Below are 25,520 nucleotides of genomic sequence, written 5' to 3' on the forward strand. Positions count from 1 at the left end.
TCTTAACGTTAAGACAAACCTGGGAGATTTTTTGATAAAATAATTTTACACGTATAAACCATTTTTGGATTGTAAAAGCATTTTCGTGGCCGAAACGGTTAAATACTCGAATATAAGAAGAGAATTCAAGAAATTCTAAAAAGAGGTGGCTTTAATGGTTAAGGGATACTTTGGGCTTGTGCTCCATACGCACATTCCCTACGTGAGGAAGCACGGCAGGTGGCCTTTTGGAGAGGAGTGGGTCTTTGAAGCAATTGCGGAGACATATATCCCTCTCTTGATGGCATTTGAAGAGCTTAAAGAGAAAGGAGTTAGATTTAGCCTTACTATTGGCATTACGCCGGTTTTAATGGAACAGCTCAGCGATGAGTATATGAAGAAAGAGTTCGAGGCTTACATGGAGCGCAAGTTGGGGGCTATGGAAGAGGACTTAACAAAGTACGACGGCGAGCTTAAAAGAGCGGTTGAGTATATGCTGGGATATTTTAGCGACGTTTATAACTATTGGAAGAGGATAAATGGTGATATATTAGGAGAGCTCAAAAAACTCCAAGACGAAGGATACATTGAGGTCATAACTTCAGCCGCTACTCATGGCTATTTGCCGCTCCTCGAGAGGGACGAAGCTATAGAGGCCCAAATAGCGAACGGCATTTTAACTTACGAGAAATACTTTGGGAGAAAGTCAAGGGGAATTTGGCTCCCGGAGTGTGCTTATAGGCCAGAAGGATTTTGGCAGAGCCCAAGCAGTGGAGAGGTAATTTGGAGAAAAGGCCTTGAGAAAATTTTGGAAAAGTATGGAATAGAGTTCTTCTTCGTGGAGAGCCACATTATAGACGAAGGGCCAGCGAGCTTTGGTTATGGGCAAGTTATACCCGCTAAAAGGCCAAAGTCGACTTTGAGGCCCTATTTCATAAAAGGAACTAACATCGCAGTCTTTGGAAGGAATAGAGAAACCGGGCATCAAGTCTGGAGCGCCGATATAGGCTATCCTGGAGACTTTTGGTACCGCGAATTCCACAAGAAGGCCCCAAAGAGCGGAGGACAGTATTGGAGGATTACTTCAAAAGACGTGGATCTTGGGGACAAAGAGCCCTACGTTCCAGATAAGGCACTTGAAAGGGTTGAAGAGCACGCAAGGCACTTTGTGAACCTTGTAAAGGGGCTTTTAGAAGATTATGAAAGGAAATATGGTGAGGAGGGAATAATAGTCGCGCCCTACGATACCGAGCTTTACGGGCACTGGTGGTTTGAGGGAATAAAGTGGATTGCTAGGATATTTGAGCTCATGGAAGAGGAAGGCATTGAGACCACGAGCATTTCAAAGTTTTTAGACCATTATAAGGGCGAGAAGTATGAGATTGAACTCCCAGAGGGCTCTTGGGGAATGTATGGGACGCACTACACTTGGTGGAACAGCGAAGTTGAGTGGATGTGGGAGTACGTCCACTTTGCAGAGAGAAGGATGGTTGCTTTGGCGAGCAAGTACCTCGGAGAGGACGAGCTGGGCGATAGAATCTTAGAGCAGCTGGGGAGAGAGCTCCTCCTTTTAGAGAGTAGCGACTGGCAGTTCCTAATCACAACGGGCCAGGCTAAGTCCTATGGGAAGAGGAGGCTTTTGGAGCATGCTAATGCCTTCCATCGCCTAGCAAATGCTCTAGAGGCCTATTTCGAAAACGGAAAATTTGAAGAGATGGAATTTTTAGAAGAGCTTGAAGAAAGGGACAACCCCTTCAGGCCAATAAAAATTGATGTCTATGTTAGTGAAGACTCCATTGAAGTGCCCAAATATGCAGAACCTCCCGAAATTCATGCAAATATCGAGGGAAGCACTAAGGTTGCGAAGGAAAGTTCATATCCTTTTGTGGCCGTATGTGAGGAAATCAAGGTGGATGGACAGTTCGAGATTCAGAAGGCGGAGCTTAAAGAAGAACGAGAGGATTTTGAAGCAAAGCTTTTAGCAATAAAAGGCATAGGGCCTAAAACGGTTGAAAAGCTGAAAAAGGCCGGGATAAAGAGCGTTGAGGATTTAAAGAAGGCTGACCTAAAGGTCCTTTCCAAGAAAACAAGAGTGCCCCTAAAGAGGCTCCAAAGGGCTGTAAAGAGACTTTAGGTTTTATATTTTAATTTTTACAAAAGGTTTATTTTGTTTTGGGGACATAGATACTATTGGTGGTTCTATGAAGAAGATTGAGGCTATTATAAGGGAGGAGGATTTTGAAAGGGTTAAAAGTGCTCTGAAGGCGATTGGGATAATACCCCTAACTGTTTACCCTGTGAAGGGGAGGGGAGTTCAAGGAGGTGTTCCGCCCTACGACCTCCTTCCGAAAATGAAGCTTGAGCTTTTCGTTAAAGATGAAGATGTAGAACATGTGGTTGAAACAATAATTCAAAACGCTAGACGGGGAATTCCCGGTGATGGGAAGATAATTATTATGCCAATTGAAGAGGCTGTAAGAGTTAGGACAGGCGAAAGAGGAAAGCAAGCGCTCTACTAGCGTGTTCAATTTTCAATTTTGGAAAAACTTACTGAGATAGTTCACATCTTTACATCCAAAACGCTTATTAGAGTTTTTCTTAATCTCTCTTAAGGTGATGTGAATGTCAATCAGCCAGGAGATATACAACTTTCTCTGGAACTACTTTATAAGACCCATGTACACGAGGGAAGGCTACAACCCGTATAACACTCTTGTCTATGGTTTCCTCTTGGGGTTGGGCATCATTCTGACCTACGATCACATAATCAAGCGCTTTAAAATCAAAGTGGATGAGCGCTTAATCTATGCAACCGCCCCAATGGTAGTATTTGGCTCGACAATGAGAGCCCTCGTCGATGGCAAGGTTCTAAATCCAAACCCCCTAATCTTGACGCCTGGAATATTCTTCACGGCATTCTTCCTTATCCTCCCAGCTTTAGTAGCTGATGTTAAACTTAAGAAATACCCAAAAATAACTGTCTCTTGGGGACTCTTACTCTCAACATATCCCCTCTATCTGTTTCTAACTAATATGGTGAGGCCCCAAGCCTACGCATTAACACTTCTCTATACGGTGCTCTTTTCTGTGCCTGTAGTGGTTTACTACAAGTTCAAGCCTTTTGATAGGGTGTTCTTTTTAGCCACGCTGGCTCACATGTATGATCTCGCTTCAACGGTCGTTGCTATCTACTACTACAACCACTACGAAGTTCACTGGATTGAGGGAATACTCAGCGAGCACTTTGGGCCTTTCATACTCTACCCATGGAAGCTTCTGATTTTGGGGATAGTTTACTATGGAGTTAAATACCTCATCCCCAATGAAAATGAGAGAAAGTACTGGTATTTTGCGACATTTGTACTGGGCTTTGCTCCCGGAGTTAGGGATCCAACACAACTGACGCTTGGAGCTTGATTTTTAAATTATTTTCTAATTTTCACTTTGTTTTTTGACCTCAGTACATTTATATTACAAGGTTATGTGATACGGTAAACTTTTTGTCCTTGAAGAACATAAATAGAAGTTGATAGACATGGTTGGAGTGGTGATTACTGGAAGGGGTGGTGCTGGGAAAACTACCCTCACCGCTAATTTAGGTGTGTATTTTGCCAGACAAAAGTATAAAACGATAGTTATTGATGGTGACCTCTATCTTCCCAAGCTTGGACTTCACTTTGGGCTGGACAATCCAAGATACAACATTCACTCCATCCTAATGGACGATAGCTTAGATCCTCAAGTAGCGGTTTATGAAGATAGAGAAAGCAATTTGTTTATCCTTCCAGGGAGCACGAAATTTTACGATGTGCTGAGAGTTCCCCATGAGAAGTTGAAGAACTCAATAGGAAACGTCATGAAAAAGTTTGCACTTTCTATTGTCGACTCTCCAACAGGAATTCCTTTTGATACTATGCCTTTGTTTTCTCTCTCGCAGTATCAGATAGTGGTAGTTGAAATTGAGCGCTCTCCAATATATTCTTTTGAGACGTTGGTTAAAAACGAAATTTTAAAGCTCAAAGCATTAGGAGATATATATGGTCTTAGGGTGGGTGTTATTCTGAACAAAGTTAGAGAATCCGCTGATAACATGGAGAGAATTCTAAAGTTCTTGGATGAAACTGTAAAGGTGGATGTTTTAGGAGTTGTGCCTTTTGATGGAAATGTTCCCGATGCAATAAATGTCGGGAGGCCGATATTGGCATATAACCTTAATTCTCCAGCTTCGAGGGCATTTGCAAAATGTGGAGAAGTCCTGGAAGAATGGATCTTCGGGAGAAATGTGGGGACTAAAATAATTGATGAGGTAATAGGGGAGCTAGAAGAGGAGGAGAAGAGATGGCGTTAGTATTGGTAACCGGGCCTGGAGGAACAGGTAAGAGTGTTCTTACTCTAAATTTGGCTGCATATTTGGCTAAAAGGTATTACAATGTCCTAATGGTCGATGGGGATTTGTTCCTTCCAGATTTAGCCGACTATATGAATTTGGGGAACGTCAAGTACACCCTTCACAAGCTATTAACAGATTCTTCTCTCGAAGCGAAAGCTGCGGTTTATAAAAATAAAAAACAAAAGTCAGCATTTTGCCGGGGGATAAAGAATTAGGCTCGTTGGTAGGCATATATCTGCCCCTGCTTACTCATATCTTGGAAGATTTATCAAGGCAATATGCTGTAACATTCATTGATACTCCTAGTGGCATTCCCCTAGAAGAGCTGGAACTCTATACTATTGCAACTCATCAGATAATTGTCTTAGAGCTTGAGAGGGTTCCAAAAAACGAGATTGGGGTTTATATCTACAATGAGCTTGAGAAATATCTCAACTTAGACATGGATGGGAGAATGGAGCATGGAGTAATACTAAACAAGGTGGACAAGCTGAGTCAAAAATACATAATTGACTATATTGAAGAAAACCTTGAAATCCCCGTTTTGGGGGTTATACCGTTAGATGGTGCTGTTGTTGAATCCATATCCTTAAAGAGCCCTTTTTTGTTTGAATTCCCTCATAGTGATGCTTCAATAGCGCTGAAAGATTGTGGAAAAGTGCTGGAGAAGTGGCTCTTCGAATAGCTACCTCCTAATGGTTCTTCCCTCCTCCAGCTCTCTCTTGAGTATTTTTGCCTCCTCTTCAGCCCTTTTAGCCCTGAATACCTTGGCTATTCTCTCCACAGCGTCGAGCTTTCTGATAGTTCCATCGAGCCAGGTGAACACATCTCCCGGGTAAACGATGAGGGAGTAGTGTTCTCTGAAGTAGCGCGCTATTTGAGAGGGGTGCTTTCCTTGGCGTCTGAGCTCTATTATCTCATTGCTGAAGCGCTCCATCGCGTGTTCGGTGCACTCCTCCTCTTCGCACATGAAAAAGTCTTGGTAAATCATGAAGAGCTTCTCTTGAACGTTTGGACTGACTTCAGGCAAAACCTTATCGAGCTCGCTTAAAATTGACGTAAAGCTCGGTGAAAAGATGTTGCTCGAAACTCTGCCCCTAACGGCCCCATTGAGCTCGCTCTGCATAACTCCACTCAAATAGACATTCTCAAAGGGCAAAAGCTTTACTGCAATCTCTCTTGGGTGCATTTTTTTGAGATTCTCCCGTATGAATGCAGCTTCTTTTGGAAGGAGGAAGCTCATGCTTACAGCTCTTCCATAGGGGGTAACGCTCACCAAACTGCCTCTAATCTCGACGAATTCATACTCCATAAGCTTTTCCAAAACGGACTTAGCGCTTTGGTTTGCCCCTAGGCAGCTGGCCTGCACCTCCTCTATTATCTCCATGTGCGAAAACAGGCAGGAGTGGGCTAAAACTTGATCCTGCTCAAGCTCATCACTCCACTCTACGTCTACAGGTTCTATAGGTGCACTTAAGAGTTTAAATGCTACTTCATCTTCGCTCCCTTCCATTTGGGCAGAATACTTCTTTCCGGGCTCAATAATTAGATAAACCTTTCCTTTTTCGTGGTATAGCGGTCTTCCAGCCCTGCCAAGCATTTGGTGGAACTCTCTAACGGTCAGCCACTTATTGCCCATAGCTAAGCTCTCAAAAAGCACTTGGGATGCTGGAAAGTCAACACCCGCTCCTAATGCTGCAGTAGTAACCACAACGTCGAGCTTTTGCTTTTGGAACTCAAGCTCTGTTATCTTTCTTTGAGTGTAAGGAAGACCGCTGTGGTAGGGTTTTGCTTTTAAACCCTTGCTCGTTAAATAGCTTGCTAACTCATGGCACCTCTTCCTTGAGAATGTAAACACTATCGTCTGCCCTTTAAATCCTTGTGGAGACTTTCTCATTGCTTCTGCCTTTGTCAATTGAGCTATATATCCCCACTTCTCACTTTCACTCCTTGCTAGAATTATGTGTCTCTCTAAAGCTACAGGCCTTTCGTCGTATAGCACCAGCTTTAAACCCAACTCTTTGGCAAGCTCTTCGGGATTTCCAATAGTGGCGCTTAATCCCAAAAATTGGGCCTTTGGATAGAGCTTCCTTAGGCGTGCAATTAGTCCATCCAAGCGTGGCCCTCTATCTTCATCATCTACCATGTGAATCTCATCTATCACAATAGTTCCAACATTCCCAATCCTACGCCCCGCCCTCAAAAGGTAGTCTATTCCCTCATATGTTCCCACTATAATATCTGCATCAATCCCGGTATCCACCACTACCAGCTCATCCTTCGTCTTTATCCTGCTCATTCCAACCCTTATGGCAACTTTTAAGCCAAGCCTGCCATAGCGACGCTTGAAGTCTTCATATTTTTGATTTGCGAGAGCCACCAGCGGAACTAAAAAGAGCATTTTTTGTCCTTTCATGGCTTTTGGAACTCCTGCAAGTTCACCTATCAGGGTTTTACCGCTGGCTGTGGCGGACACTATGAGAAGGCTTTCTCCATCCAATAGGCCCTTTTGAATAGCCAAGCTCTGAACAGGGAGAAGTTCTTTAACTCCTTCACTTTTCAAGACTTGTTTAAACTCTCCAGGAATTTTCACTTCCTCCAGAGCAAGCTTTTTAATTTTAATCCTCTTTGGCTCCAGTTCGTCCCATTTTGTAATTTCTGGATGGCGTATGGGGTCAAACCTAGGGTCAAAAGTCATTAGAACCTTATCTAAATCTTTAAAACGTTTTAACAAATTCTTTGCTTGGTCAAACATAGCTATGCTCCTAAACCTAAAGCGGAGCTCATTCTTAAGCTCTTCTTCCGCACAGCGCTCGCATATGTATTCGTTGTGATATTTTATTCTATTTCCTTCTGTCAGCACGGTTATTCTATCGCTCATAAGACAAAAGCGGCAGAGATCAGCTTTCTCAACACGCTTATTTTGAAGCCTCCTTTTGAAGTAGTCCTCATACTCTTCTCCCTCGATGAGAACTATTCTGGCCTGTCTCAAAAGCCGCTCAATCTCTTTTGGGTTTTTGTACTCGCTCCCCTCGAGAACTTTAAACAGCCTTCCCTCTCGCATTATTAAACGGTAACTCCTATCCACTTTAAGTCCCTGCATTTGAGAGAGCTTTTCAGGCTCGTGCTCAATAAAGTAGGCCTCAAGCTCGTTCTTTTTTCTTCCCTTGCGAATGATGAACAGCATTTCTATCCCCGAGATATTCTTTTTAAAGCGGTTTATAAAAATTAGCTCGATTTTAAAACCCATTCTTGCTCATGCTCAAATGAGACTAAAACAGTAGGTTAATGCCTAGTCGCTTGCTTCTATTACCTTTGCATTTCTAATTCTTTTTGAGCCAATTCTGAGGGATCTAAAGAAGCGTATGTGCTCATCAGGCAAAAAAGAATCTAGGTTGATCTCTTTAAGCCTCTTCTTTTTTGGTCTATTCATTGGCTCTTTATTTTTTACGGGAGCATTATTTAAGAATTCATCGAGCGTTTTATCCATGATTCCACCCAAAAAATCTGGGCCTCAATGCTATATAGGTTTTTTGATTCAGATTAAAAATAGAAGAGCTAAGCTTTTGGCGTGTGAGGCTATTAACACCACCATCCTAATCGTTTCTCCGTTGGAAATCATTATAAACCTCCTAACATGAAAAGCAACTGTTGACAAATGCTTATTAAATTAAGCCGCAATCATTTTGCAGAAACCCTTTTAATGAATGACTATGCTTTACTTATTGAGATGATAACCTTTTGAGGGATGCCGAATGTGCGGAATAATTGCATACATCGGAGAAAGAAAAGCTAGTGAGGTTCTAATTAATGGGTTAAAGAGGCTTGAATATAGAGGATATGATTCTGCAGGGATAGCAATAAACGACAAAGAAGAAATTGAGGTTAAAAAAGGTGCAGGAAGGTTAGATGAACTTAATGAGAAGCTAAAATTTTCCGAAATTGGAGGAAGAACTGGAATTGCCCAAACACGTTGGGCGACCCACGGAGAACCCAATGATGTTAATGCTCATCCCCATATGGACTGTATAGGAGAAATAGCTTTAGTCCACAACGGCATTATAGAGAACTACCTCGAGCTTAAGGAGGAGCTTTTGAAGAAGGGGCATGTATTTAAAAGCGAGACTGATACCGAGGTTATCGCGCATTTAATTGAGGAGGAGCTTAAAAGCAGCCAAGACTTTGAGGAAGCGCTTAGAAAAGCGTTGTTGAAGCTTAAAGGTTCATTTGCTCTGGCTATTGTTTATAAGAATGATACAGATCACATCTACTTAGTTAGAAATGAAAGTCCCCTAGTTTTAGGAGTAGGGAATGGAGAGATGTTTGCTGCTTCTGATGTTCCTGCATTTTTGGCTTATACAAATAAGGTGATTTTTCTCGATGATGGAGAATATGCTATTATAAGCAAGGACTCTTTCTTAGTAAAGGATATTAAAACTGGGAAGCTCAAGAGAAAAGAAATTCAAGAAATCACTTGGACCCTTGAAATGGCTGAGAAGCAGGGCTTTCCTCACTTTATGCTCAAGGAGATTTATGAGCAGCCGAACGCAGTGAGAGAAGCTATTTATGGCAATGCTGAAACTATAGCAAGAATTGCTGAAGAAATAGCAAACTACGAGAAAATATTCATAGTTGCAATGGGTACTTCCTATCATGCTGCCCTCTACGCTAAATATCTATTCCAGCGCTTGGCAAAAAGAGTTCCTATAGTTGAGGAAGCTAGTGAGTTTAGGTATGAGGCTGAAGAGCTAATAGATGACAAAACCCTTGTTATAGCCATAACCCAAAGCGGTGAAACAGCTGATACCCTCGCGGCGATAAAGCTCGCTAAGAAAAAGGGAGCGAAAGTTTTGAGTATAGTCAATGTTGTGGGAAGCATGGCAACACGTTTGAGTGATCTTGTTGTTTACACATTTGCAGGGCCTGAGATAGGCGTTGCAGCGACTAAAACATACACTACACAGCTGACAGTTTTGGCTATGCTAATCACAGCCTTGGCGAGACATTTAAGAACAGCTGATGAAAGGTATTTAACCCAATTAGAGGAGCAGCTCACCCAGTTGCCATCATTCATTGAGGAAGTTTTAGAGTATGACGGGGAGCTCAAAAAACTAGCTGAAGAGTTAAAAGATAGAAAAGACTTCTTCTATATTGGAAGGGGTGTAAGTGTTCCAACAGCATTAGAGGGGGCGCTAAAGCTTAAAGAAATAAGCTATATCCATGCCGAAGGACTGTCAGCAGGAGAGCTAAAGCACGGTCCATTGGCACTAATCGAAGAAGGCGTTCCCGTGGTGGCGGTGGCACCTAACGGCAAGCTTTTAGAGAAGATGATTTCAAACATAAAAGAGGTAAACGCAAGGAAAGGTTTCATAATTAGCCTTGGAGACAGTGATGAGCTCTCAAAGGTAAGCGATGTATTTTTGAAAATGCCAAAGATCGATGAACTCTTAAGCCCAGTTGTTTATGTAGTTCCCCTCCAAATATTGGCCTACCATTTGGCAGTTTTAAGAGGAAACGACCCTGACAAGCCGAGGAATTTGGCAAAATCCGTTACGGTTGAATGAGGTGGTAAAAATGGTGAAAACAAAAGAAAAAGAGATGAGAGAAAAAGAGAAATCTCGAGAACCTTCTTCCTCTTTTAACTTTGAAAAAGCTCTGAGGATAGTAGTTCCTATTGTCGTTTTGATAGTTGCCTATATAGGGTATACCATAAGAATGCAACCTTCAGCGACGAAGTACTTCATAGACCCCGACACGTTCTATCACTATGAGATATACAAGCTCACGATAAAGGAATGGATTCCCAAGTATTATCCGCTTGCAGAAGCTCCTTTTGGTGCTAAAATAGGCGAGCCTTTGGGATTGTACATTGTTCCTGCAGTAATTTACAAAGTGCTCTCGGTTTTTGGAGTTAGTGTGTTCCAAGCATTTAAGATGTTTCCAGCATTAGTTGGGTTCTTCAGCATAATAGGGGTGTACTTACTCGGAAGAAAGCTTCATAACGAGTGGACAGGGCTTTGGAGCGCATTAGTCATGATGTTCTTAACTGCGCACTTTGTAAGGACTTTTTCGGGAAACAACAGAGGAGACGGTCTTTTCATGATGTTCTTCCTCTTTGCAGCAGCTTCAATGTTTTATTATCTGGAAGAACAAAAAAAGATTCTAAAATATGCCTATGGCGCGTTATTTATTCTCTTTGGAGTTCTAAGCTTAGCGGCTTGGAACGGTTCGCCCTTTGGCATAATGGTGTTCCTTGGGTTTGGTGCGCTAAATGCCATAGCACTCTTCATCTTTGGAGAGATTGATAGATTTAAAGCCTTTGTTAGAGACTTCTACCCGGCTTATGTTTTATTCTTGATAGTTGGCTATGCTTTAACTCCAAGCGGCATTGTCAGAGTTGCAGGACACATAAAGTTCGCCTTTGAAGCATTCTTGGGATTAACGGCTTTAACCATGGTAATGCTCTATGGTGAAAGGCTAAAGCTCAACTATGAAGATAAGCTCCACCGCTTTGGAATTGTTGTTGTCATTATAGCAATTGGGCTTGTTGGGGCTCGCTTATATGTGGGTCCAAAGCTCTGGTCGCTCATGAGCGGTGCCTATCAATCGACACAGGTTTATGAGACCGTTCAAGAGCTTGCAAAGACTACAATGAACGACATAAAGGTATACTACAGTGTAAAAGGAAGTGATGGTATAGTATTTTTCCTCTCGCTAGGAGGAGCTGCTTTGGCCATATTTAAGTTCCTACTTGAGCTCTTTAGGAATAATAAAGTAAATTCAAAGTTGTTGTTCCTTCTAACGCTCTATGGCATGTCTGTATACTTAATAGGGACAGCCGTGAGGTTTTTATTCCTGGCCTCTGCGGCGATAATCCTAGTGTTTGCTTATTTAATTGGGGAAATATTTAACTACATAACTACTATGAAAGAGAAGCCATCAACCAAAGCTATGTTCACCATTGTGCTCCTTATACTATTGGTGCCCCTCCCAATTACTGGGGCTGTCAACATGAACAATCAAGCTAAGGCAATGGGACTTCAAGATGCTGTGACTCCAAGCTGGGAAAAAACACTCAACTGGCTCAAGGAAAACTCAAACGAGCTTGATACTGCAACATCATGGTGGGACTATGGCTATTGGATTGAGAGTTCCCTCTTGAGTAATAGAAGGGCAAGTGCAGACGGGGGACATGCTAGGGATAGAGATCACATACTAGCCCAATTTTTAGCCAACAGTGGAAATAAGAGTGAGGTGGATTTTGAGAGCTGGCAGCTTAACTATTTCATTGTCTGGAATCAGGACATCTACAAGTTCAATGCCATAAGCTACCTCGGAGGAGCGATAAGCAGAAACGAGAGAGATAACATTTCGATGTTCATCCCCTTCCAAAAAGTGGCAGACAACCTCTACATGCTGGATGCCTATAGAAAGCTTGAAATAACGAGTGAAGGTGGTCAAAAGAAAGTGATAATAACCATTGGGAATCAGCAGGGAGAGCCAATACAGTCCATCTTTGTGGGTACAGGAGAAGTTGTAAGAGGAGCAGGAAGCTTTCCCTATGTGGCTTATATATTCCCCAACTATGCTGTTGTAGCATATTACAAAATAGCAGGAAGCAACTTCGTTGATTTAGCTTTCTTCGGAGCATCCCAGCTTCCGAACTTTAAGCTGGCTTACAACACAGGAGATGTGAATACATATAAATTCATACCCTTTGTGCTCTATAGGCTTGATGTATATGAAAACGGTACTTGGAAGAGCGTTGGTAAGCTTACACCGGGCGAGTATAAGGCTAAGCTCTACATCTCAGCCTTTGGAAGGGACATTAAAGATGCCACGATTAAACTTCTTGCATACGACAATGATACGTTGATCAGCGAACAGATAATTGCACAAAACGTTAATATTGACCACCTAAAAGAGGAACCAGTTGAAGTTAGCTTAAACGTTCCTAATGCAACTAAGTACAAGCTCGTTCTAATCCAAAAGGGACCTGTGGGAGCGCTCACAGATGCACCTAAAGTTAACGGCAAAATTGCAAACCCCATACGTGTATTAAGCGAGGGACAAAGCGGCGAGCTAGAGATCAAGGCAGCATTTAGAAAGGACTACAATGATATGAGCCTTTACCTAAGGGCAACAGTGATTTATCTCGTTAGGACGCAGGGAACAAGCAATGATGACGTCAATGCAATATTCGAGCCTCACATGGACATCATATATTATGAGAAGATTGCAGACGGCTTAAAGACAACAAACGAGGAGATTACATTTAAGGGCGATGCAGAGTTCCCAGAGGTAATCACACCTTACATCAACTCCCTGAAGGAGAAGTACGGTGCGGACAAGGTTACCGTGAGGGGCATAAGGGTTGAACCAGTGTTTATAGCGGACAAGGAGTATACAATATACATGCAAGGCTAGCCTCTGTCTCTTACTATTTTTATATCGTCCAAGCTTTTTAGCCCCACTCTTTTTACGCTCTCTTCGATTTTTATCTCAACATCTTTTGTGGGTTTTAGTATTATGCACTCAACTTGAGAAAAGCCGAGTTTTTTTAGGGCAAACGCCCTATGGTGACCATCCAACACATAGTAGCGTCCTTTGTAGTCGAGCACGATTATGGGGGCATCATAGCCGTGCTTAATCTCTTGAAGGACAACCAGCAACTTTGCCTCATTCAGCTCCCACTGCGTTGGGATTAGGATATTAAGGGGAAGATATTCCATTGTAAGTTCAAACTCAACACCATAGACTAACTCGTTTTCTTTTTTGATATGCTTTGCCTTTTCAAAAGTCTTTTCACGGGTTATTAATATTATATCATCCATCTTTCATCAAAAATAAATTGTTTTCCCTCATATTAAACAGTTTTGTCTTTCACGCCTCTAACTGCTATAAAGGCCCCAATTTCTTTTAGTCTCTCGCTAAACCTTTCATCCATTTTCTCCGCAAGACTCAAGAAGGGGAAGAAAGAGGGGAAGTATATTATGCCTCTGCTCTCAACTTCTTTAAAGCCAGTTGATAATAAAATGTCCTCGAGCTCTTTTGGAGTGTAGAACCGAGCATATCTATAAGCGGTTTCAACAAAGAGGCTTTTCAAGCGCTTAAAGAAAAACCACGAGCTCCTCCCGTTCATAGTCCCAATGACAACTTCTCCATTGGGTTTAAGAACTCTATAAATTTCTTTCACAGCTTTTTCTGGCTCTTTTAAAAACTCAAACATGGTAACGCTTAAAACTAAGTCAAAGCTCTCATCTTTAAAAGGTAAGTTGTACGCATTTGCCTTAATGAAAGGCACGTTTGGAAGCTTAGTTTTTGCTATCTTCAGCATCTCAAAGCTTAAATCTGTCCCAACAACATTAAATCCTCTTTTGTACAGCTCCAAAGTGTAGTTCCCTGTACCACAACCTAAATCCAATGCACGCCCTTTCTTGGTATGCATCATAGAAAAGATTAACCTTTTTTCAGTTCTATCGACATATTGTCCTGTTTTGGTTAGATACCAAGAATCATAGCGATTAGCTATTTTATTGAAGTACTCCGCCATCTTAACCCCCAACACCTGCAGTCAAAATAGAACAAAAAGGAGGTGAAGAGTTTAAACTGGAGTTACGTGGCCCCACTTCTCTAAAGCTCTTGCCAGCTCCTTATGAGTCTTGGCGTATTCGTCGAGCGGTGTTCCCTCTATGATGGCATCTAGAGCTTGCCTAACTGCCATAGCTCCCGCCTTTGGTCCATCGGGGTGTCCGAGGGTTCCTCCTCCTATCTGCAGGACGATATCAGTTCCAAGGGCATCTATGACGGGTTTGAGGTTTCCGGGGTGGAGTCCGCCGGAGCTGGTCGGCATGGCCGGCTTTATGTGGTAGAACTTCTGCTCAAGGTGATAAACATCGTTTTCATCCGGGACATAGTGCTCCTCCGTGAATATCCTCGCGTACTGGATGACGTCCCACTTTCCGCCCTCAAGCTTTCCTGCTCCTGCAGTTCCAACGTGAAGCTGGTCAATACCTATAACACGGCATAACTTAGCAAGGACGAACATTGAAATGCCGTGGTAGGGGCTTCTTGTAAACGCGGCATGCATAGCTCTGTGACCGTGGATGGCTATGCCATAGTCAGCGGCAAGGTCGCGGATGTATTCGAGAGCACCCCATCCTGTAACGACAACATCGACCATTGCATGAGGATTGCCGTAGTCCGCTAAAAGCTCAAGCCTACGCTCCATCTCTCTAACATCGGCGGTTATGTTTGCGAACCATGACTTCTTCTCACCTGTCTCGTTTTCTACCTTTTCAATGACCTTCATGAGCACATCAGCTCTGTCCTCAAAGCGGTTGTACCATGGACTTGTGAGGTTTTCATCGTCCTTTACATAGTCCATTCCACCACTGAGGAGGTCATAAGCGAGCTTTTCAAGCTCTTCAGGGGAGTAACCAACTTTTGGCTTCGGGACGGTTCCAACTATGGGCCTATCCTTAACGCCAAAAATCTCTTTTACCCCTTTCTTTCCAAAGGCAGGGCCGCTGAAATCTCTAAGAAACCTCTCAGGAAGGTATAAGTCCTCAAGGCGGAGCCCTTTGACACGCTTCATTCCAAAGATGTTACCCGCAACGGATGCAAGAAAGCCCGGAAGGTTACCCTCTTCGAAGAGGTGCATTGGATAGGCTATTCTAACAATCCATGAGCCATCTCCCATGTCGTGGAAGTAATATGCCTTGGCGGACATGTCGTCCCATCTTTCCTTTTCATACCATTGATAAAGGCTCGTCCACGTCCCCGTGGAACTTTCAGCGGCTACAGCCCCAGCAGCATCTTCAATGCTGAAGCCCTCTGCGGGGGTAATCCTAAACACTGCGATAACGTCCCTCTTTCTGTTTGGTTCATACTCTTTGTCCACATATATGTCGTATATCTCAAACTTTTCAGGCATTTTTACAACCTCCTGCTGTTTTAGAGAAATATTCTTCTGGTCAATATTCTCCAAGTAATATATCAATTGCACTGATGTATATAAAAAGGCTACGGTACAGATATGTCCATAATAAAAAGAAGAGAGGGGGTCACTCCATAGCTTGCATGAGCTCTTCGACGTTTTCAGGTGGCTTTGTGAGTAAGCTGACTATAATGGTGGCCAATAGAGAGAATAGGAACGCTGGAACTAGCTCGTAGATTCCAGTGGTTGCTTTTAAGTAGAGCTTCCATATTATAGTTGTCAGAGCACCCACAATCAATCCAGCAGCAACTCCCCATTTAGTGGTCCTCTTCCAATATAGGGATAATATTAGTGTTGGACCTATAGATGCTCCAAGGCCTCCCCATGCGAAGAGCACTAGCCAGAAAATAATGTCTTTGGCGAAGTAAGCTAATAGCATCGCTATAATTCCAGTAATAATGACAATGGTCCTGCTGAGGAAGAGTACTTTCTTTTCGTCAATTTGTTCTCCTTTCTTCATAACCTCTTGGTAGAAATCTCTAACGATTGTCGAGGCAACTACAAGCAATTGAGAATCTGCTGTGGAGAGTATGGCTGCAAAGACACCACCAATTAGGATTCCATAGAGCAGAGGTCCAAAGAAGTCTGAAGATAACACGAGATAAATCATCTCTGAACTCTCGTTTGGTAGCATCGCTACATCAGGATACAGTGCTCTTCCGATTAATCCAACAAAGATAGCTCCCCATGCCAAAACTACATTCCAAAACGTACCTATAACGGTGGATGCCCTAAGCCTGTCAGGGTCATCAATTGACATGTACCTAACTATTATGTGCGGCTGTCCTGGAGAACCCAAACCAATACCGAGGAATCCTATCAAACCGCCGAATCCAAGGGATAATGGGTCGATATACTTTGGATTAAGCTGCTGTAGAATGGTGAGCATAGCATCCACGCCACCGACTTTAGCTATGGCAACTACTGGGAGGAGCACCAAACCAACTATCATTATAACTGCTCTAATAACATCGTTATATGCCACCGCAATGAAGCCACCTAGTGCCATATAGACCAAAATCAATGTTGCTGATATTAGTAGAGCTACAAACATCGGTAATCCTAATGCTGTGCTTAGAGATTTAGCACCAGCGTTAAATTGTGCTCCGACATAGGCCGTCAAGAACAGCGCGATAATTATCGATACTAGAATTCTCAGCACTTTTGAATTGTCTCTAAATCTAGCTTCAAAGTAGTCTGGGACAGTTATACAATCGAATTTTTCGGAGAATCTCCTAAGCTTCATTCCCATGTAAACGAACTGAAACATCTCCATAACTATGTAACCCACTGCAGCCCACACCGCACTTACTCCTTTAACATATGCCATTCCACTGAGACCCAAGACTAACCATGATGACCTACCGGAGGAAACTGCTGAAAGAGCTACGACTATCTTGTTCATTGCTCTACCGCCAACGAAGAAGTCTTCTTCGGTCTTTGTTCTTCTCATGACGAAAAATCCAACAAACACCGGCAGCAATAAGGTAAATAAAAATGCTACCAGTGCAACCGGGTTTTTCAACATTTCATATGCATCCATTATTTATTACCCCCTATCTTATTGTTATTCATTTCTTTTTTTCCGCAATATAGTAGATCAAAACTGAAGTTAGAACTATTGCCGTAGGCAGTACAAACAAGACTATCTTTGCACCAACCATTGCACTGTTCACCTCCTTAGGACATTAGCGTCTTTATGTATGTAAACCCTTAGTATATAAGCGTTGTGGTGATAGACATCTGTCGAAGATTGATAAAGGTAGAGAGCGGAGATTATATCCAAATATGCTTGAGTAATCCATATTCGTTAGTGCTTGAGCATCCAAAAAATGGACATCATCCTTGTACTAGCATTACTTTTCATAAACTCTCGATTACTGTAAGAATACACGGCCAATATTTAGCTGAAAAGCCTCCATTTCCGAAAAGTTTATATATACCTTTGTTCAAAAATTAAAGTGCAAAAACCCATTTAACAAATGTTAGGAGGTATGTGGTATGGCTGAGTTGCCAATTGCCCCAGTTGACAGATTGATTAGAAAGGCAGGTGCTCCAAGAGTTAGTGAGGAGGCCGCCAAGGTTCTCGCCGAGCACCTTGAGGACAAGGCTATGGAAATCGCTAAGAAGGCTGTCGAGCTTGCCCACCACGCAGGCAGGAAGACAGTCAAGGCCGAGGACATTAAGTTGGCCATTAAGCAATGATTGCTTTTTTCTTTATCTTTTCTATCCTCAAGGCCATTTCCATCCTGTTTCCCAAGGTTTGAAAATTTTAAAATTAAATTTTTTATCTTTGACTTCTCCAACTATAAATGTGGGATCACTTCTCCTTGGCACTGTAGGAGAGCCAGGGTTCAAGAGCATAACTTCTTTTTCACTAATACAATATTTATTAAAGAAGAACCTGTGCGTATGTCCAAATATGAGTAAATCAACATCCATTTCTAAGGCTTTATACTTTAAAACTTGGGAGTCAAGCGAAAGAAACTGATGGCCATGAATAAGACCAATCTTCATACCTTCGACTTTCACAATTTCTTCCTCGGGAAAAATTAACTTGTCAAGATTCCCTCTAACTACAACCATCGGTGCTATATCCTCAAAAGCTCTTTTGAGTTCTGGAGATGTTAGATCTCCTGCATGGAGTATTAGCTCAACCCTTTCTTTTCTAAATGTGTCAAATATTAAATCCGGTACGTAAGAGGTTTTGTCCGGATAATGCGTGTCGCTTAAAATTCCTATTTTCATGCTATCACCTTTTAGTGTACTGGGCGTAATAAGTGAGGGCCTTAAGCAAGTCGTTGAACCCTTCAAGGGTAACTAAAGAGAGAGGTATAGCATCTTGCTCGAGTCTCTTTTTCACAAGCTCTCTAACTTTTTTTACCTGCTCCTTGGAAACGAGGTCTATTTTGTTAATGACAACTATTATCGGCTTTTCGTATCTAAACTTGAGCAAATGGTGGAGCTTTTCCATTCCTCTGTGGAGACCCTGCTGAGCATCTATCATGTGAATAATTATATCCGCGGAGGATATCTCATTTAAAATTGCCTTAAACCTCTCTTCACTTAATACTTTTCCTCTAAACTCAAGTTTGGGATCAAATAGCCCTGCTGTATCAATTAGAACTATCTCATCTGCTCCGCCAAATGGGTTTTTCATGCTCTTGGGTATTTTCACGATTCCAAATGCTCTCTTTATAACTCCTCTGGTCGTGCCAGGAATAGGTGATGTTTCTGAGAGTGATTTGCCTAACAATGTGTTTAAAAGCGTGCTCTTACCCACGTTTTCTGCACCTATAATCGCAACCTTTATCACTTTTCCCACCACTTATATTTATAGGATGTTGGCATTAAAACTTTGTAGGTGATGATGATGCCTAAACGTGTGAAGTTTGGCCATGGTTATTACTATATCGTAACTCCCCAAGAGCTTCAGGAGAATCATATGAAAGGAAAGAAAGTAGTTATTGAAGGTACGATTGAGGATAAGCCCATAATCGAGTTTTTGCCTATGGAGTTGCCTAGTTACAGGACTACATTTCATATTGAGGGCTTAAAGATTGAGTTCTCTGGAACACCAGTCGTTAAAAAAGGAGATCAAGTAAAAATTTATGGAAGGTTCATTGGGCACAGCATAGTGGCGAGGGCAATAGAAACCGAATATGCTCTCTTTATAACGGAGGAGTGAAGATGCTGGATGTATTTTCAGCTGCAGGAGATTTGAAAAAAATTCCGAGGATGGGATGGCTTCTTAGAGGAGTTAGCAACCCCGAGAGTGTTGCTGATCATTCCTATAGAGTAGTGTTAATAACACTTATTTTAGCCGATGAGCTTAGGGAAAAAGGAATCCAAATAGATGTTGAAAGGGCTTTGAAAATAGCCATACTTCACGATTTGGGGGAGAGTAGGATAACAGATATCCCACTGAGCGCTCAGCGTTATTTGGATAAGAAAAAAGCCGAGAAAAAGGCCATGGTGGAACTTCTCCTTGGGCTCGGAAAGAGGGGGCTTGACTACTACAAGCTTTTTGAAGAATATGAAGAAGAGAGCAGCCTTGAGGGCCGCTTAGTTAAGTTTGCCGATAAATTAGAGATGGTGCTTCAAGCATATGAATATGAAAAAGCGGGTTACAAAAATTTAGAGGAATTTTGGAGTGTCGTGGACTATTTGAAGAGAAGTGAGTTTTACGAATACTTCAAACCTTTTTTTGATGAATTTGAAAAGATAAAAAAAGGATAACGTTAAATACTCCTTTTCCAACTTTCACCATGTTGCAAATTTGGAGGTGTATTAAATGAGGAAGGTTTTGGCAGGTCTCTTAGTATTTGCCCTGTTCTTTGGGGCGGGCCTCGTGAAGGCCGAATATTCAGAGAAGTTTGAGGCGACGTATAAAATAATGGAAAATGGTGATGCAAATATAACGTTCATAACCACTTGGCTTGCTCCTGAAGAAGACATTAACAAGACAAAAGAGCTAATACTCAACATGAGCGTGGAAAACGCTACTAATGCTATGCTCTTCCAGGAAAATAAAAAGCTCGAGCAGGCCGGAATGTATCTAATCAACGGAACCCTCGAGCTCAAGAACTATGACAGTGAGGGTCCGCTTATAAAAATACTCCACGGAAAGTTCATTGGGCTTGCAAAGTACTACTCTTATGATGATACATGGGAGCTTGATATAGACGTTCTTAGACTTTTAGATTTAAGCTATGCCTATCAAAATGGTGCTCCTCAGGAAGATTTAACTCTGGATAGCTATTTTACGATAGAGCTACCAGAAGGGGCGAAGGATATAACTGTGCCAGAATCACTTGAGAGGGCGGCAAATGGAAATGAAGTTAAACTTGAAAGCACTGTTGAAGGCACCACCGTCAACATTCACACTTTCATAAAGATTAAAGCAAACACATCGATTGATGAGCTAGCATCCCTTTTACAAGACTACACTCTCCTGCCTATAACATACAAAGGATTTAAAGGGGAGGAGAGCTACGAAACGTGGAATGGAGAGAGGATAGTTAAACTTGGTGTCCACAAAGATTATGTTGAGCTGAACACCACTGATCGCTTGATGAGTCCTCCAACTTATTTAATCCAAGCTAAGATGCAGATTCTCCAGATGGGATTAGAAAATGCAACCGAGCTCCTCAAGCAGCAAAGCTTATACCAATTCCAAATCCAAGGAGTGACAGTCAAAGATGGAAACCTAACAATAACTGGAATTAGAGGAAATGAACCGCTCGAAATAAGTGCTCACTGGATTCTCCAGAACTTTACAAAACAGGTAGATGGCGTTTATGAGTATCCATACGCTCCAAACTTTGGAATAAACCCCGCAACCCTCGGTAGGAGGTTCACATACGAACTAACTCAGAGCTCACTTGTGGAGATAACTCTCGTTGACGGAGGAGAGTTCGTGGAACTTCCAGAAAACATAAGCAAAGAGGTCAACGGCAACAGGCTTGAGCTTAAGGTTTACAAAGAGGGCAATAAAGTAATCCTCAACAACACAATATTCATCCGCTACGGTGCTACGAGAGAGGATATTACAAAGCTCGTCGAAGATGTGCCTACTGAAGTGTTCGTTAAGTACAAGCTCAGTGAGGAGAAGACTGGTGTCTGCGGTCCAGCTGCAATAGTGGCCCTAGCTTTAGTGCCTCTCCTGATTTTGAGAAGGAGGTATTGAGCCTTCTTTTCTATTCTAATTTTCTCACTTCGATAAAGATTTTATACCTAAAGAACGCATTCTTTTAAGGTGGGAGCAATGACAAGGAAGCTCTACTATGAGGATGCCTATCTAAAGGAAGCTAAAGCGAAAGTGGTTGAAATTAAAGAAAACGCTCTGCTCTTAGACCAAACTATCTTCTATCCAACGGGTGGGGGACAACCGCACGATAGGGGAACCATAAGTGGTGTTCAGGTTTTAGACGTTTACAAAGATGAGGACGGCAATGTATGGCACGTTGTAGAAGATGTGAGCAAATTCGATATCGGGGATGAAGTTGAGCTCAGGATAGACTGGGACTACCGCTACAAACTCATGCGCATACATACCTCCATGCATCTGTTAGACCACGTATTAAGCGAAGTTTTAGGCAGAGAGAATTGGAAAATTGTTGGAAGTGGAATGAACGTTGAAAAAGGCCGCTATGACGTTGAATACCCAGAGAATATCAATAAGTTCAAAGAGCAAATTATTGAGCTTTTCAATAAATACGTTGATGAAGGTGGCGAAGTTAAGATATGGTGGGAAGGGGAGAAGAGATTAACTCAAATAAGAGACTTTGAAGTTTTGCCCTGTGGAGGGACTCACGTTAAGGACATCAAAGAAATTGGCCACATTAAGAAGCTCAAGCGCTCTAGCATTGGAAAAGGGAAGCAAAGGCTTGAGATTTGGCTCGAATAAATGAGAATGCTTTTCTTATTCATCATTCTTCTTTTTCATCGACTTATACAAAGTTTTAAAAGAGATGCCCCTATAAAGGACAAATTGGTGGTAGTTATGAGTCAATATAGAGTTTACAAAGTTGATGCTTTCACTAGGGTTCCTCTAAAAGGAAATCCTGCGGCCGTTGTTTTGGATTATGATGAGCTTGATGAGAAAACCCTGCTAGCAATAGCGTCGGAGCTTAATTTATCTGAAACCGCTTTTGTGAAGAAGGTGGATGGAAAGTTTCATGTTAGATTTTTTACCCCCGGTGCGGAAGTTCCACTATGTGGACACGCCACAATAGCCACATTTCACTTGTTAAAGAGCTTAGGCCTTGCAGAAGAGGGATACAACAAAATGATTACAAAGGCAGGTGAGCTTGACATCTTAGTGAGTGAAAAGATATGGATGCAGCAACTGTCCCCAAAAATACTAGGCGAGCTGGACATTGAAGGCTTAAAATCTTCACTTAACACTGACAATCTAATTGGACCTGCTCTTGCAGTCACAACCGGACTAGATGTTGGAATTGTAGGAGTTCCAACTTTTGAAGGGCTGATGAACCTAAAGCCCAATTTTAGTGAGCTCGCTCAGTACTGTAGGGAGAACAATATTGTAGGAGTGCATGTATATACTCTCGATTCAAAATACGATGCTGCTTCGAGGTTTTTTGCACCTGCTGTGGGCGTCCCGGAGGATCCAGTGACAGGCACGGCAAATGCTGCCCTTGCGGGATATTTAAAGTTCACGAACAAGCTTGTAAAGGAAGAGTATGCATTTGAGCAGGGACATGCCCTTGATAGAGAGGGCGTTGTGCATGTTAGGCTTAAAAACGGTGAAATTTGGGTTGGGGGAGAGGCTGTCTGCATACTTGAGGGCGTCTTAAAACTTTAGCTTTTATTTTTTGTACAAATTTTAAAGAAGAGGCAAAAATCAAACGATGGAGGCGATTGAATAAACGAACACTAAAAAGAACACGAGACCTGAGATGTAGACAAAGCTATGATGTATTGGTAAGTGGAGCTTTTGATACACTTTTTTTGCTTTTAAATACATCAGCGTTGGAAGAATTCCTGCGTATAAGAGGCCTCCAAACGTCCCTGCTATCCAGAGGGCATTGACGAAGCTGTTTAAGCCAGCGAAGTAGATCAACAGTGGAGGTATGACAGTTAAAAGCCACGCCTTGCTTTTGCTTATTCCAAACATCTCCTTAATATTGTCCATCTGGGCTAGGCCAATTCCAATATAGCTCGTGCATATGGCAGCTAATGGAAGTATTAAGCCGAGTATTTTCCCTAAGCTTCCGTAGAACCTTTCGAGAGCACTCGTTGCAAGTTCCGGAGTTCCCAAACCAAAAGCTCCTACAAATGTAAGGACAAAGAATGCATAGAACACCATAGGAACTATGTAGCCTATCATCACGGCTTTTGTTGTCTTCTTAACATCTTTCAATCCCTTAAGCATCTCGGGAACGACCATATGGCTCACATAGGCAAAGACAGCAACACCTATCCCTTTTGTTACTGCTGAAGTGTTTGCGTAGCTCAAGTTGGAAGAGTCAACCTTTGGAAGGACGAGAGCTATTGCAAGCGTTAACGCACCCAAAAGCAGGAAGTTCAACATGAGTTCGGCTTCTCCTGAAGCTTTGAGGCCCATAAAGACCACAGCACTCATCAAAAACCAGAACAACAGTGCGGATACCTTTGGACTAACTCCAAATAGGGATGAGATTATATCGCCGCTCCCGGCAATATAAGCTATTAGAGCACCATAAGCGAGCACAGAGATGCTCAAAAACATTAAAATGCCACCAGCTTTACCCAGATGCCTCTCAGCGAGCTTTGAGAGAGTTTCTCCTTCGCTCTGCGCCGCCACTTCAAGTACAAAGAACGCTGTTAATAGAGTTAGCAATCCGGTTATAACTACTATCGCAACTCCCAACAAAGGTCCGCTCTCTTTAAGGGCATAGGGCAAACCTAAAACTCCCGCTCCTATTTGAGTTCCTATTAGTATGGCGCTAGCCTCTGCCAGAGTGAGCTTCTTCATTTTAACCACCATTCATGAAGAGTACTTCATGGATATAAAAGCCTTGCTATATGTAAAGTTAAAATCATCAAAAGACAACAAAATGCATTAATATACACAAGGATACATTAAATCATTGGAGAGGAGGTCGATTTTGTGATTGTTGTTAAAGAATTGGGTTTTCAAATGGGTTTGGTGGAGCCGGGAGGGGGAGTTGAACCCCCGTAAAGCGGATCTGCAGTCCGCCGCCTCGCCACTAGGCTATCCCGGCAAAACTTAAGAGAATTTTGGCGCCGCGGAGGGGATTTGAACCCCTGAGGGACCACGCCCACCGGCTTAGCAGGCCGGCGCCATACCAAGCTAGGCTACCGCGGCACGTGTCCAACATTGATGAGGTAGAGGAGGGTATTTAAGCTTTTCGCATGAGGCAAACTTAAAAATGCGATTGAGTATAAAGGGGTAATAACCCGCCCAAGTTCATTGACTCCTCCTTCGGAGGTACTCCCCGGGCATTTATAAATACACTTCACCATGATTTAAGCTTTGCGAAAATAGGAAAAACATTCAGGGATAGAAAGGACATGAATCGGGAAAGCTTTTCCAAAGCGCTTCTTTAGGATTGCCGCTCATCATCATTGCCCTGAGCTGGATGCACACAAGAGGCTTTTCGCTTTTGCTCTCGTCGTTACTCTCAAACACGAGCGCGTAGGATCCTGATAACCCTTGAGCATTCAATCCAAGACTTTCCTTTGAGCCCCATGCATGAGGCATGGAACCTTCTATGTTCTTGTGCTCCATACAGCTTGTTATATTGCCTTCTTCACGTTTCTCCGTTTTACATGTCCATGTCACTGTAGCGTTGGGATAAATAGCTTTGAGCTCCCAGTCCTGAGGGTAGATTATGGAGAGCTCACTTGTTTTTTCTATGGTTTTCGGATTGACGAGGTAATAAATGAAAACAACTTTTTCAGCTTTTTCTGTTGTTGTATTTTTCCCGAACTCAAGCTCCATATGGCCAACGAGTATATCAAAAGCATCTTTCTCGGGATATTCGAAGAGAGAATAATGTGGAGGAATAATTACGGACATGTTTTTTCCTCTATTAAAAACGCCTCTCCCGCTGTAAACTCCGCTCCCATTCTCGTCCAGAATGACATAGGAAAAATAATATCTTAGCTCTTCCGCTTTGTACTGGAGAACTAGATTCTTAGCTATTGCGAGGGGCAAATTTGGGTTATATTCATCGTTAAATGCCTTTATCAACACTTCCGCCACTTTAGAAGCGTTGTAGTATGTGGAGAGTTCTCCGAGATATTTGTTGAGCTCGAATTGAGAAACCCAGGGACAGATGTTATACTTAATTTCCTCATGCTCCTCATCTGAGGAAGCCTCTGAAAACGTTTTTATGCTCTTAGATGAGCTGTTTGAAGATAGATGCGGTGATATAACCGCTCCAATAGCCATCCCAATCAGCAGAGCAATTATAAAGAGAGATGGCTTTTTCATACCACCACCAAGAATAATATTTTAAATTCATCTTAATAAGATTTTTGGAAGTGTGCCCCGGGGGAGCGGAGGGGATTCATCGCTCGCCTCTCGCTAGTCCCCCACGGTTGCCCGGGGCACTAGGAATTCCTTTAAATAGCAAAATAAAGTTTTTGCCGCTTAATAACTTCTAGGAATATTATCTCAAT

24 protein-coding genes and 2 tRNA genes are annotated in these 25,520 nt (G+C 42.4%); 14 read left to right on the plus strand and 12 right to left on the minus strand.

Going from position 1 to position 25,520, the window contains the following annotated elements; all coding sequences use genetic code 11:
- Positions 1-154: 154 nt before the first annotated feature.
- The 6 genes from PAP_RS06730 to PAP_RS10115 all read left to right on the plus strand — a co-directional run bounded on the left by PAP_RS06730 (position 155) and on the right by PAP_RS10115 (position 5,054).
- Complete coding sequence (locus PAP_RS06730; protein WP_048165282.1) at positions 155-2,113, plus strand: 1,4-alpha-glucan branching protein; 1,959 nt, start codon at positions 155-157, stop codon at positions 2,111-2,113.
- A gap of 67 nt (positions 2,114-2,180) precedes the next feature.
- Positions 2,181-2,498: a P-II family nitrogen regulator gene (locus PAP_RS06735; RefSeq protein ID WP_048165283.1), complete on the plus strand. Its 318-nt coding sequence runs from the start codon at positions 2,181-2,183 to the stop codon at positions 2,496-2,498.
- Positions 2,499-2,601: 103 nt separating this feature from the next.
- On the plus strand, positions 2,602-3,396 hold the full coding sequence (locus PAP_RS06740; RefSeq protein ID WP_048165284.1) for a DUF63 family protein: 795 nt from the start codon (positions 2,602-2,604) through the stop codon (positions 3,394-3,396).
- A 118-nt stretch (positions 3,397-3,514) separates the two neighbouring features.
- Entirely contained in the window at positions 3,515-4,327 is an 813-nt protein-coding gene (locus PAP_RS06745) for a MinD/ParA family ATP-binding protein (RefSeq protein WP_048165285.1), read from the plus strand.
- Positions 4,318-4,584 (plus strand): nucleotide-binding protein, encoded by a 267-nt coding sequence (locus PAP_RS10110; RefSeq protein WP_052649104.1) that lies wholly within the window; start codon positions 4,318-4,320, stop codon positions 4,582-4,584. Before PAP_RS06745 ends, PAP_RS10110 begins: the two co-directional genes overlap by 10 nt.
- A 41-nt stretch (positions 4,585-4,625) precedes the next feature.
- Complete coding sequence (locus PAP_RS10115) at positions 4,626-5,054, plus strand: MinD/ParA family ATP-binding protein (RefSeq protein WP_144368002.1); 429 nt, start codon at positions 4,626-4,628, stop codon at positions 5,052-5,054.
- Here the strand turns inward: PAP_RS10115 and PAP_RS06755 are convergent, their stop codons facing one another.
- Both PAP_RS06755 and PAP_RS06760 read right to left on the minus strand, forming a co-directional pair.
- Positions 5,055-7,556 carry a DUF5814 domain-containing protein gene (locus tag PAP_RS06755; protein WP_048165286.1) on the minus strand — a complete coding sequence of 834 codons (2,502 nt, stop codon included), beginning with the start codon at positions 7,554-7,556 and terminating at the stop codon, positions 5,055-5,057. It abuts the gene before it with no gap.
- A gap of 105 nt (positions 7,557-7,661) precedes the next feature.
- Complete coding sequence (locus PAP_RS06760) at positions 7,662-7,859, minus strand: PCNA-inhibitor (protein WP_048165287.1); 198 nt, start codon at positions 7,857-7,859, stop codon at positions 7,662-7,664.
- 265 nt (positions 7,860-8,124) lie between these two features.
- On the opposite strand from PAP_RS06760, the gene glmS reads away from it, so the two are divergent.
- Entirely contained in the window at positions 8,125-9,933 is a 1,809-nt protein-coding gene (gene glmS, locus PAP_RS06765) for a glutamine--fructose-6-phosphate transaminase (isomerizing) (protein ID WP_048165288.1), read from the plus strand.
- Between the two features lie 10 nt (positions 9,934-9,943).
- The gene (locus PAP_RS06770) at positions 9,944-12,796 is read left to right on the plus strand and encodes an STT3 domain-containing protein (RefSeq protein WP_048165289.1); all 2,853 of its coding nucleotides are present in this window, start codon (positions 9,944-9,946) and stop codon (positions 12,794-12,796) included.
- Here the strand turns inward: PAP_RS06770 and PAP_RS06775 are convergent.
- The 4 genes from PAP_RS06775 to PAP_RS06790 form a co-directional block, all read right to left on the minus strand.
- The gene (locus PAP_RS06775; RefSeq protein WP_048165290.1) at positions 12,793-13,203 is read right to left on the minus strand and encodes a ParB/RepB/Spo0J family partition protein; all 411 of its coding nucleotides are present in this window, start codon (positions 13,201-13,203) and stop codon (positions 12,793-12,795) included. The genes PAP_RS06770 and PAP_RS06775 overlap by 4 nt on opposite strands.
- Before the next feature lie 32 nt (positions 13,204-13,235).
- Entirely contained in the window at positions 13,236-13,922 is a 687-nt protein-coding gene (locus PAP_RS06780) for a class I SAM-dependent methyltransferase (RefSeq protein WP_048165291.1), read from the minus strand.
- A gap of 51 nt (positions 13,923-13,973) precedes the next feature.
- On the minus strand, positions 13,974-15,305 hold the full coding sequence (rbcL, locus tag PAP_RS06785; RefSeq protein WP_048165292.1) for a type III ribulose-bisphosphate carboxylase: 1,332 nt from the start codon (positions 15,303-15,305) through the stop codon (positions 13,974-13,976).
- A 130-nt stretch (positions 15,306-15,435) separates the two neighbouring features.
- Entirely contained in the window at positions 15,436-16,911 is a 1,476-nt protein-coding gene (locus tag PAP_RS06790) for a sodium/proline symporter (RefSeq protein ID WP_048165293.1), read from the minus strand.
- Positions 16,912-17,369: 458 nt separating this feature from the next.
- Here PAP_RS06790 and hpkB point away from each other — a divergent pair, with 458 nt between their 5' ends.
- A complete protein-coding gene (gene hpkB / locus PAP_RS06795) occupies positions 17,370-17,573 on the plus strand; it encodes an archaeal histone HpkB (RefSeq protein ID WP_048165294.1) in 204 nt (67 codons plus the stop codon).
- 27 nt (positions 17,574-17,600) lie between these two features.
- On the opposite strand, the gene PAP_RS06800 is transcribed toward hpkB, so the two are convergent.
- Together PAP_RS06800 and PAP_RS06805 are read right to left on the minus strand one after the other, a co-directional pair.
- Positions 17,601-18,116, minus strand: a complete 516-nt coding sequence (locus tag PAP_RS06800) for a metallophosphoesterase (RefSeq protein ID WP_048165295.1) — start codon at positions 18,114-18,116, stop codon at positions 17,601-17,603.
- 4 nt (positions 18,117-18,120) lie between these two features.
- Positions 18,121-18,684, minus strand: coding sequence for an Era-like GTP-binding protein (locus tag PAP_RS06805; RefSeq protein WP_048165296.1), 564 nt, complete (start codon positions 18,682-18,684; stop codon positions 18,121-18,123).
- A 57-nt stretch (positions 18,685-18,741) separates the two neighbouring features.
- Between PAP_RS06805 and PAP_RS06810 the strand changes: the two genes are divergently transcribed.
- The 5 genes from PAP_RS06810 to PAP_RS06830 all read left to right on the plus strand — a co-directional run bounded on the left by PAP_RS06810 (position 18,742) and on the right by PAP_RS06830 (position 22,695).
- A complete protein-coding gene (locus tag PAP_RS06810; RefSeq protein WP_048165297.1) occupies positions 18,742-19,056 on the plus strand; it encodes a hypothetical protein in 315 nt (104 codons plus the stop codon).
- 2 nt (positions 19,057-19,058) lie between these two features.
- Complete coding sequence (locus PAP_RS06815) at positions 19,059-19,607, plus strand: HD domain-containing protein (protein WP_048165298.1); 549 nt, start codon at positions 19,059-19,061, stop codon at positions 19,605-19,607.
- 55 nt (positions 19,608-19,662) lie between these two features.
- Entirely contained in the window at positions 19,663-21,057 is a 1,395-nt protein-coding gene (locus PAP_RS06820) for a CGP-CTERM sorting domain-containing protein (RefSeq protein ID WP_048165299.1), read from the plus strand.
- A 78-nt stretch (positions 21,058-21,135) separates the two neighbouring features.
- Entirely contained in the window at positions 21,136-21,777 is a 642-nt protein-coding gene (locus PAP_RS06825) for an alanyl-tRNA editing protein (RefSeq protein WP_048165300.1), read from the plus strand.
- Positions 21,778-21,873: 96 nt separating this feature from the next.
- Entirely contained in the window at positions 21,874-22,695 is an 822-nt protein-coding gene (locus tag PAP_RS06830; protein WP_048165301.1) for a PhzF family phenazine biosynthesis protein, read from the plus strand.
- A 39-nt stretch (positions 22,696-22,734) separates the two neighbouring features.
- Here PAP_RS06830 and PAP_RS06835 read toward each other — a convergent pair whose 3' ends face one another.
- The 4 genes from PAP_RS06835 to PAP_RS06850 all read right to left on the minus strand — a co-directional run bounded on the left by PAP_RS06835 (position 22,735) and on the right by PAP_RS06850 (position 25,332).
- Positions 22,735-23,859, minus strand: a complete 1,125-nt coding sequence (locus tag PAP_RS06835; RefSeq protein ID WP_236626974.1) for an aromatic amino acid transport family protein — start codon at positions 23,857-23,859, stop codon at positions 22,735-22,737.
- A gap of 163 nt (positions 23,860-24,022) precedes the next feature.
- A tRNA-Cys gene (locus tag PAP_RS06840) sits at positions 24,023-24,097 on the minus strand.
- 17 nt (positions 24,098-24,114) lie between these two features.
- A tRNA-Ser gene (locus tag PAP_RS06845) sits at positions 24,115-24,201 on the minus strand.
- Positions 24,202-24,390: 189 nt separating this feature from the next.
- The gene (locus PAP_RS06850; RefSeq protein ID WP_048165303.1) at positions 24,391-25,332 is read right to left on the minus strand and encodes a hypothetical protein; all 942 of its coding nucleotides are present in this window, start codon (positions 25,330-25,332) and stop codon (positions 24,391-24,393) included.
- Between the last annotated feature and the right edge of the window lie 188 nt (positions 25,333-25,520).

This window comes from Palaeococcus pacificus DY20341 (genome assembly GCF_000725425.1).
Classification (GTDB): Archaea; Methanobacteriota_B; Thermococci; order Thermococcales; family Thermococcaceae; genus Palaeococcus; species Palaeococcus pacificus.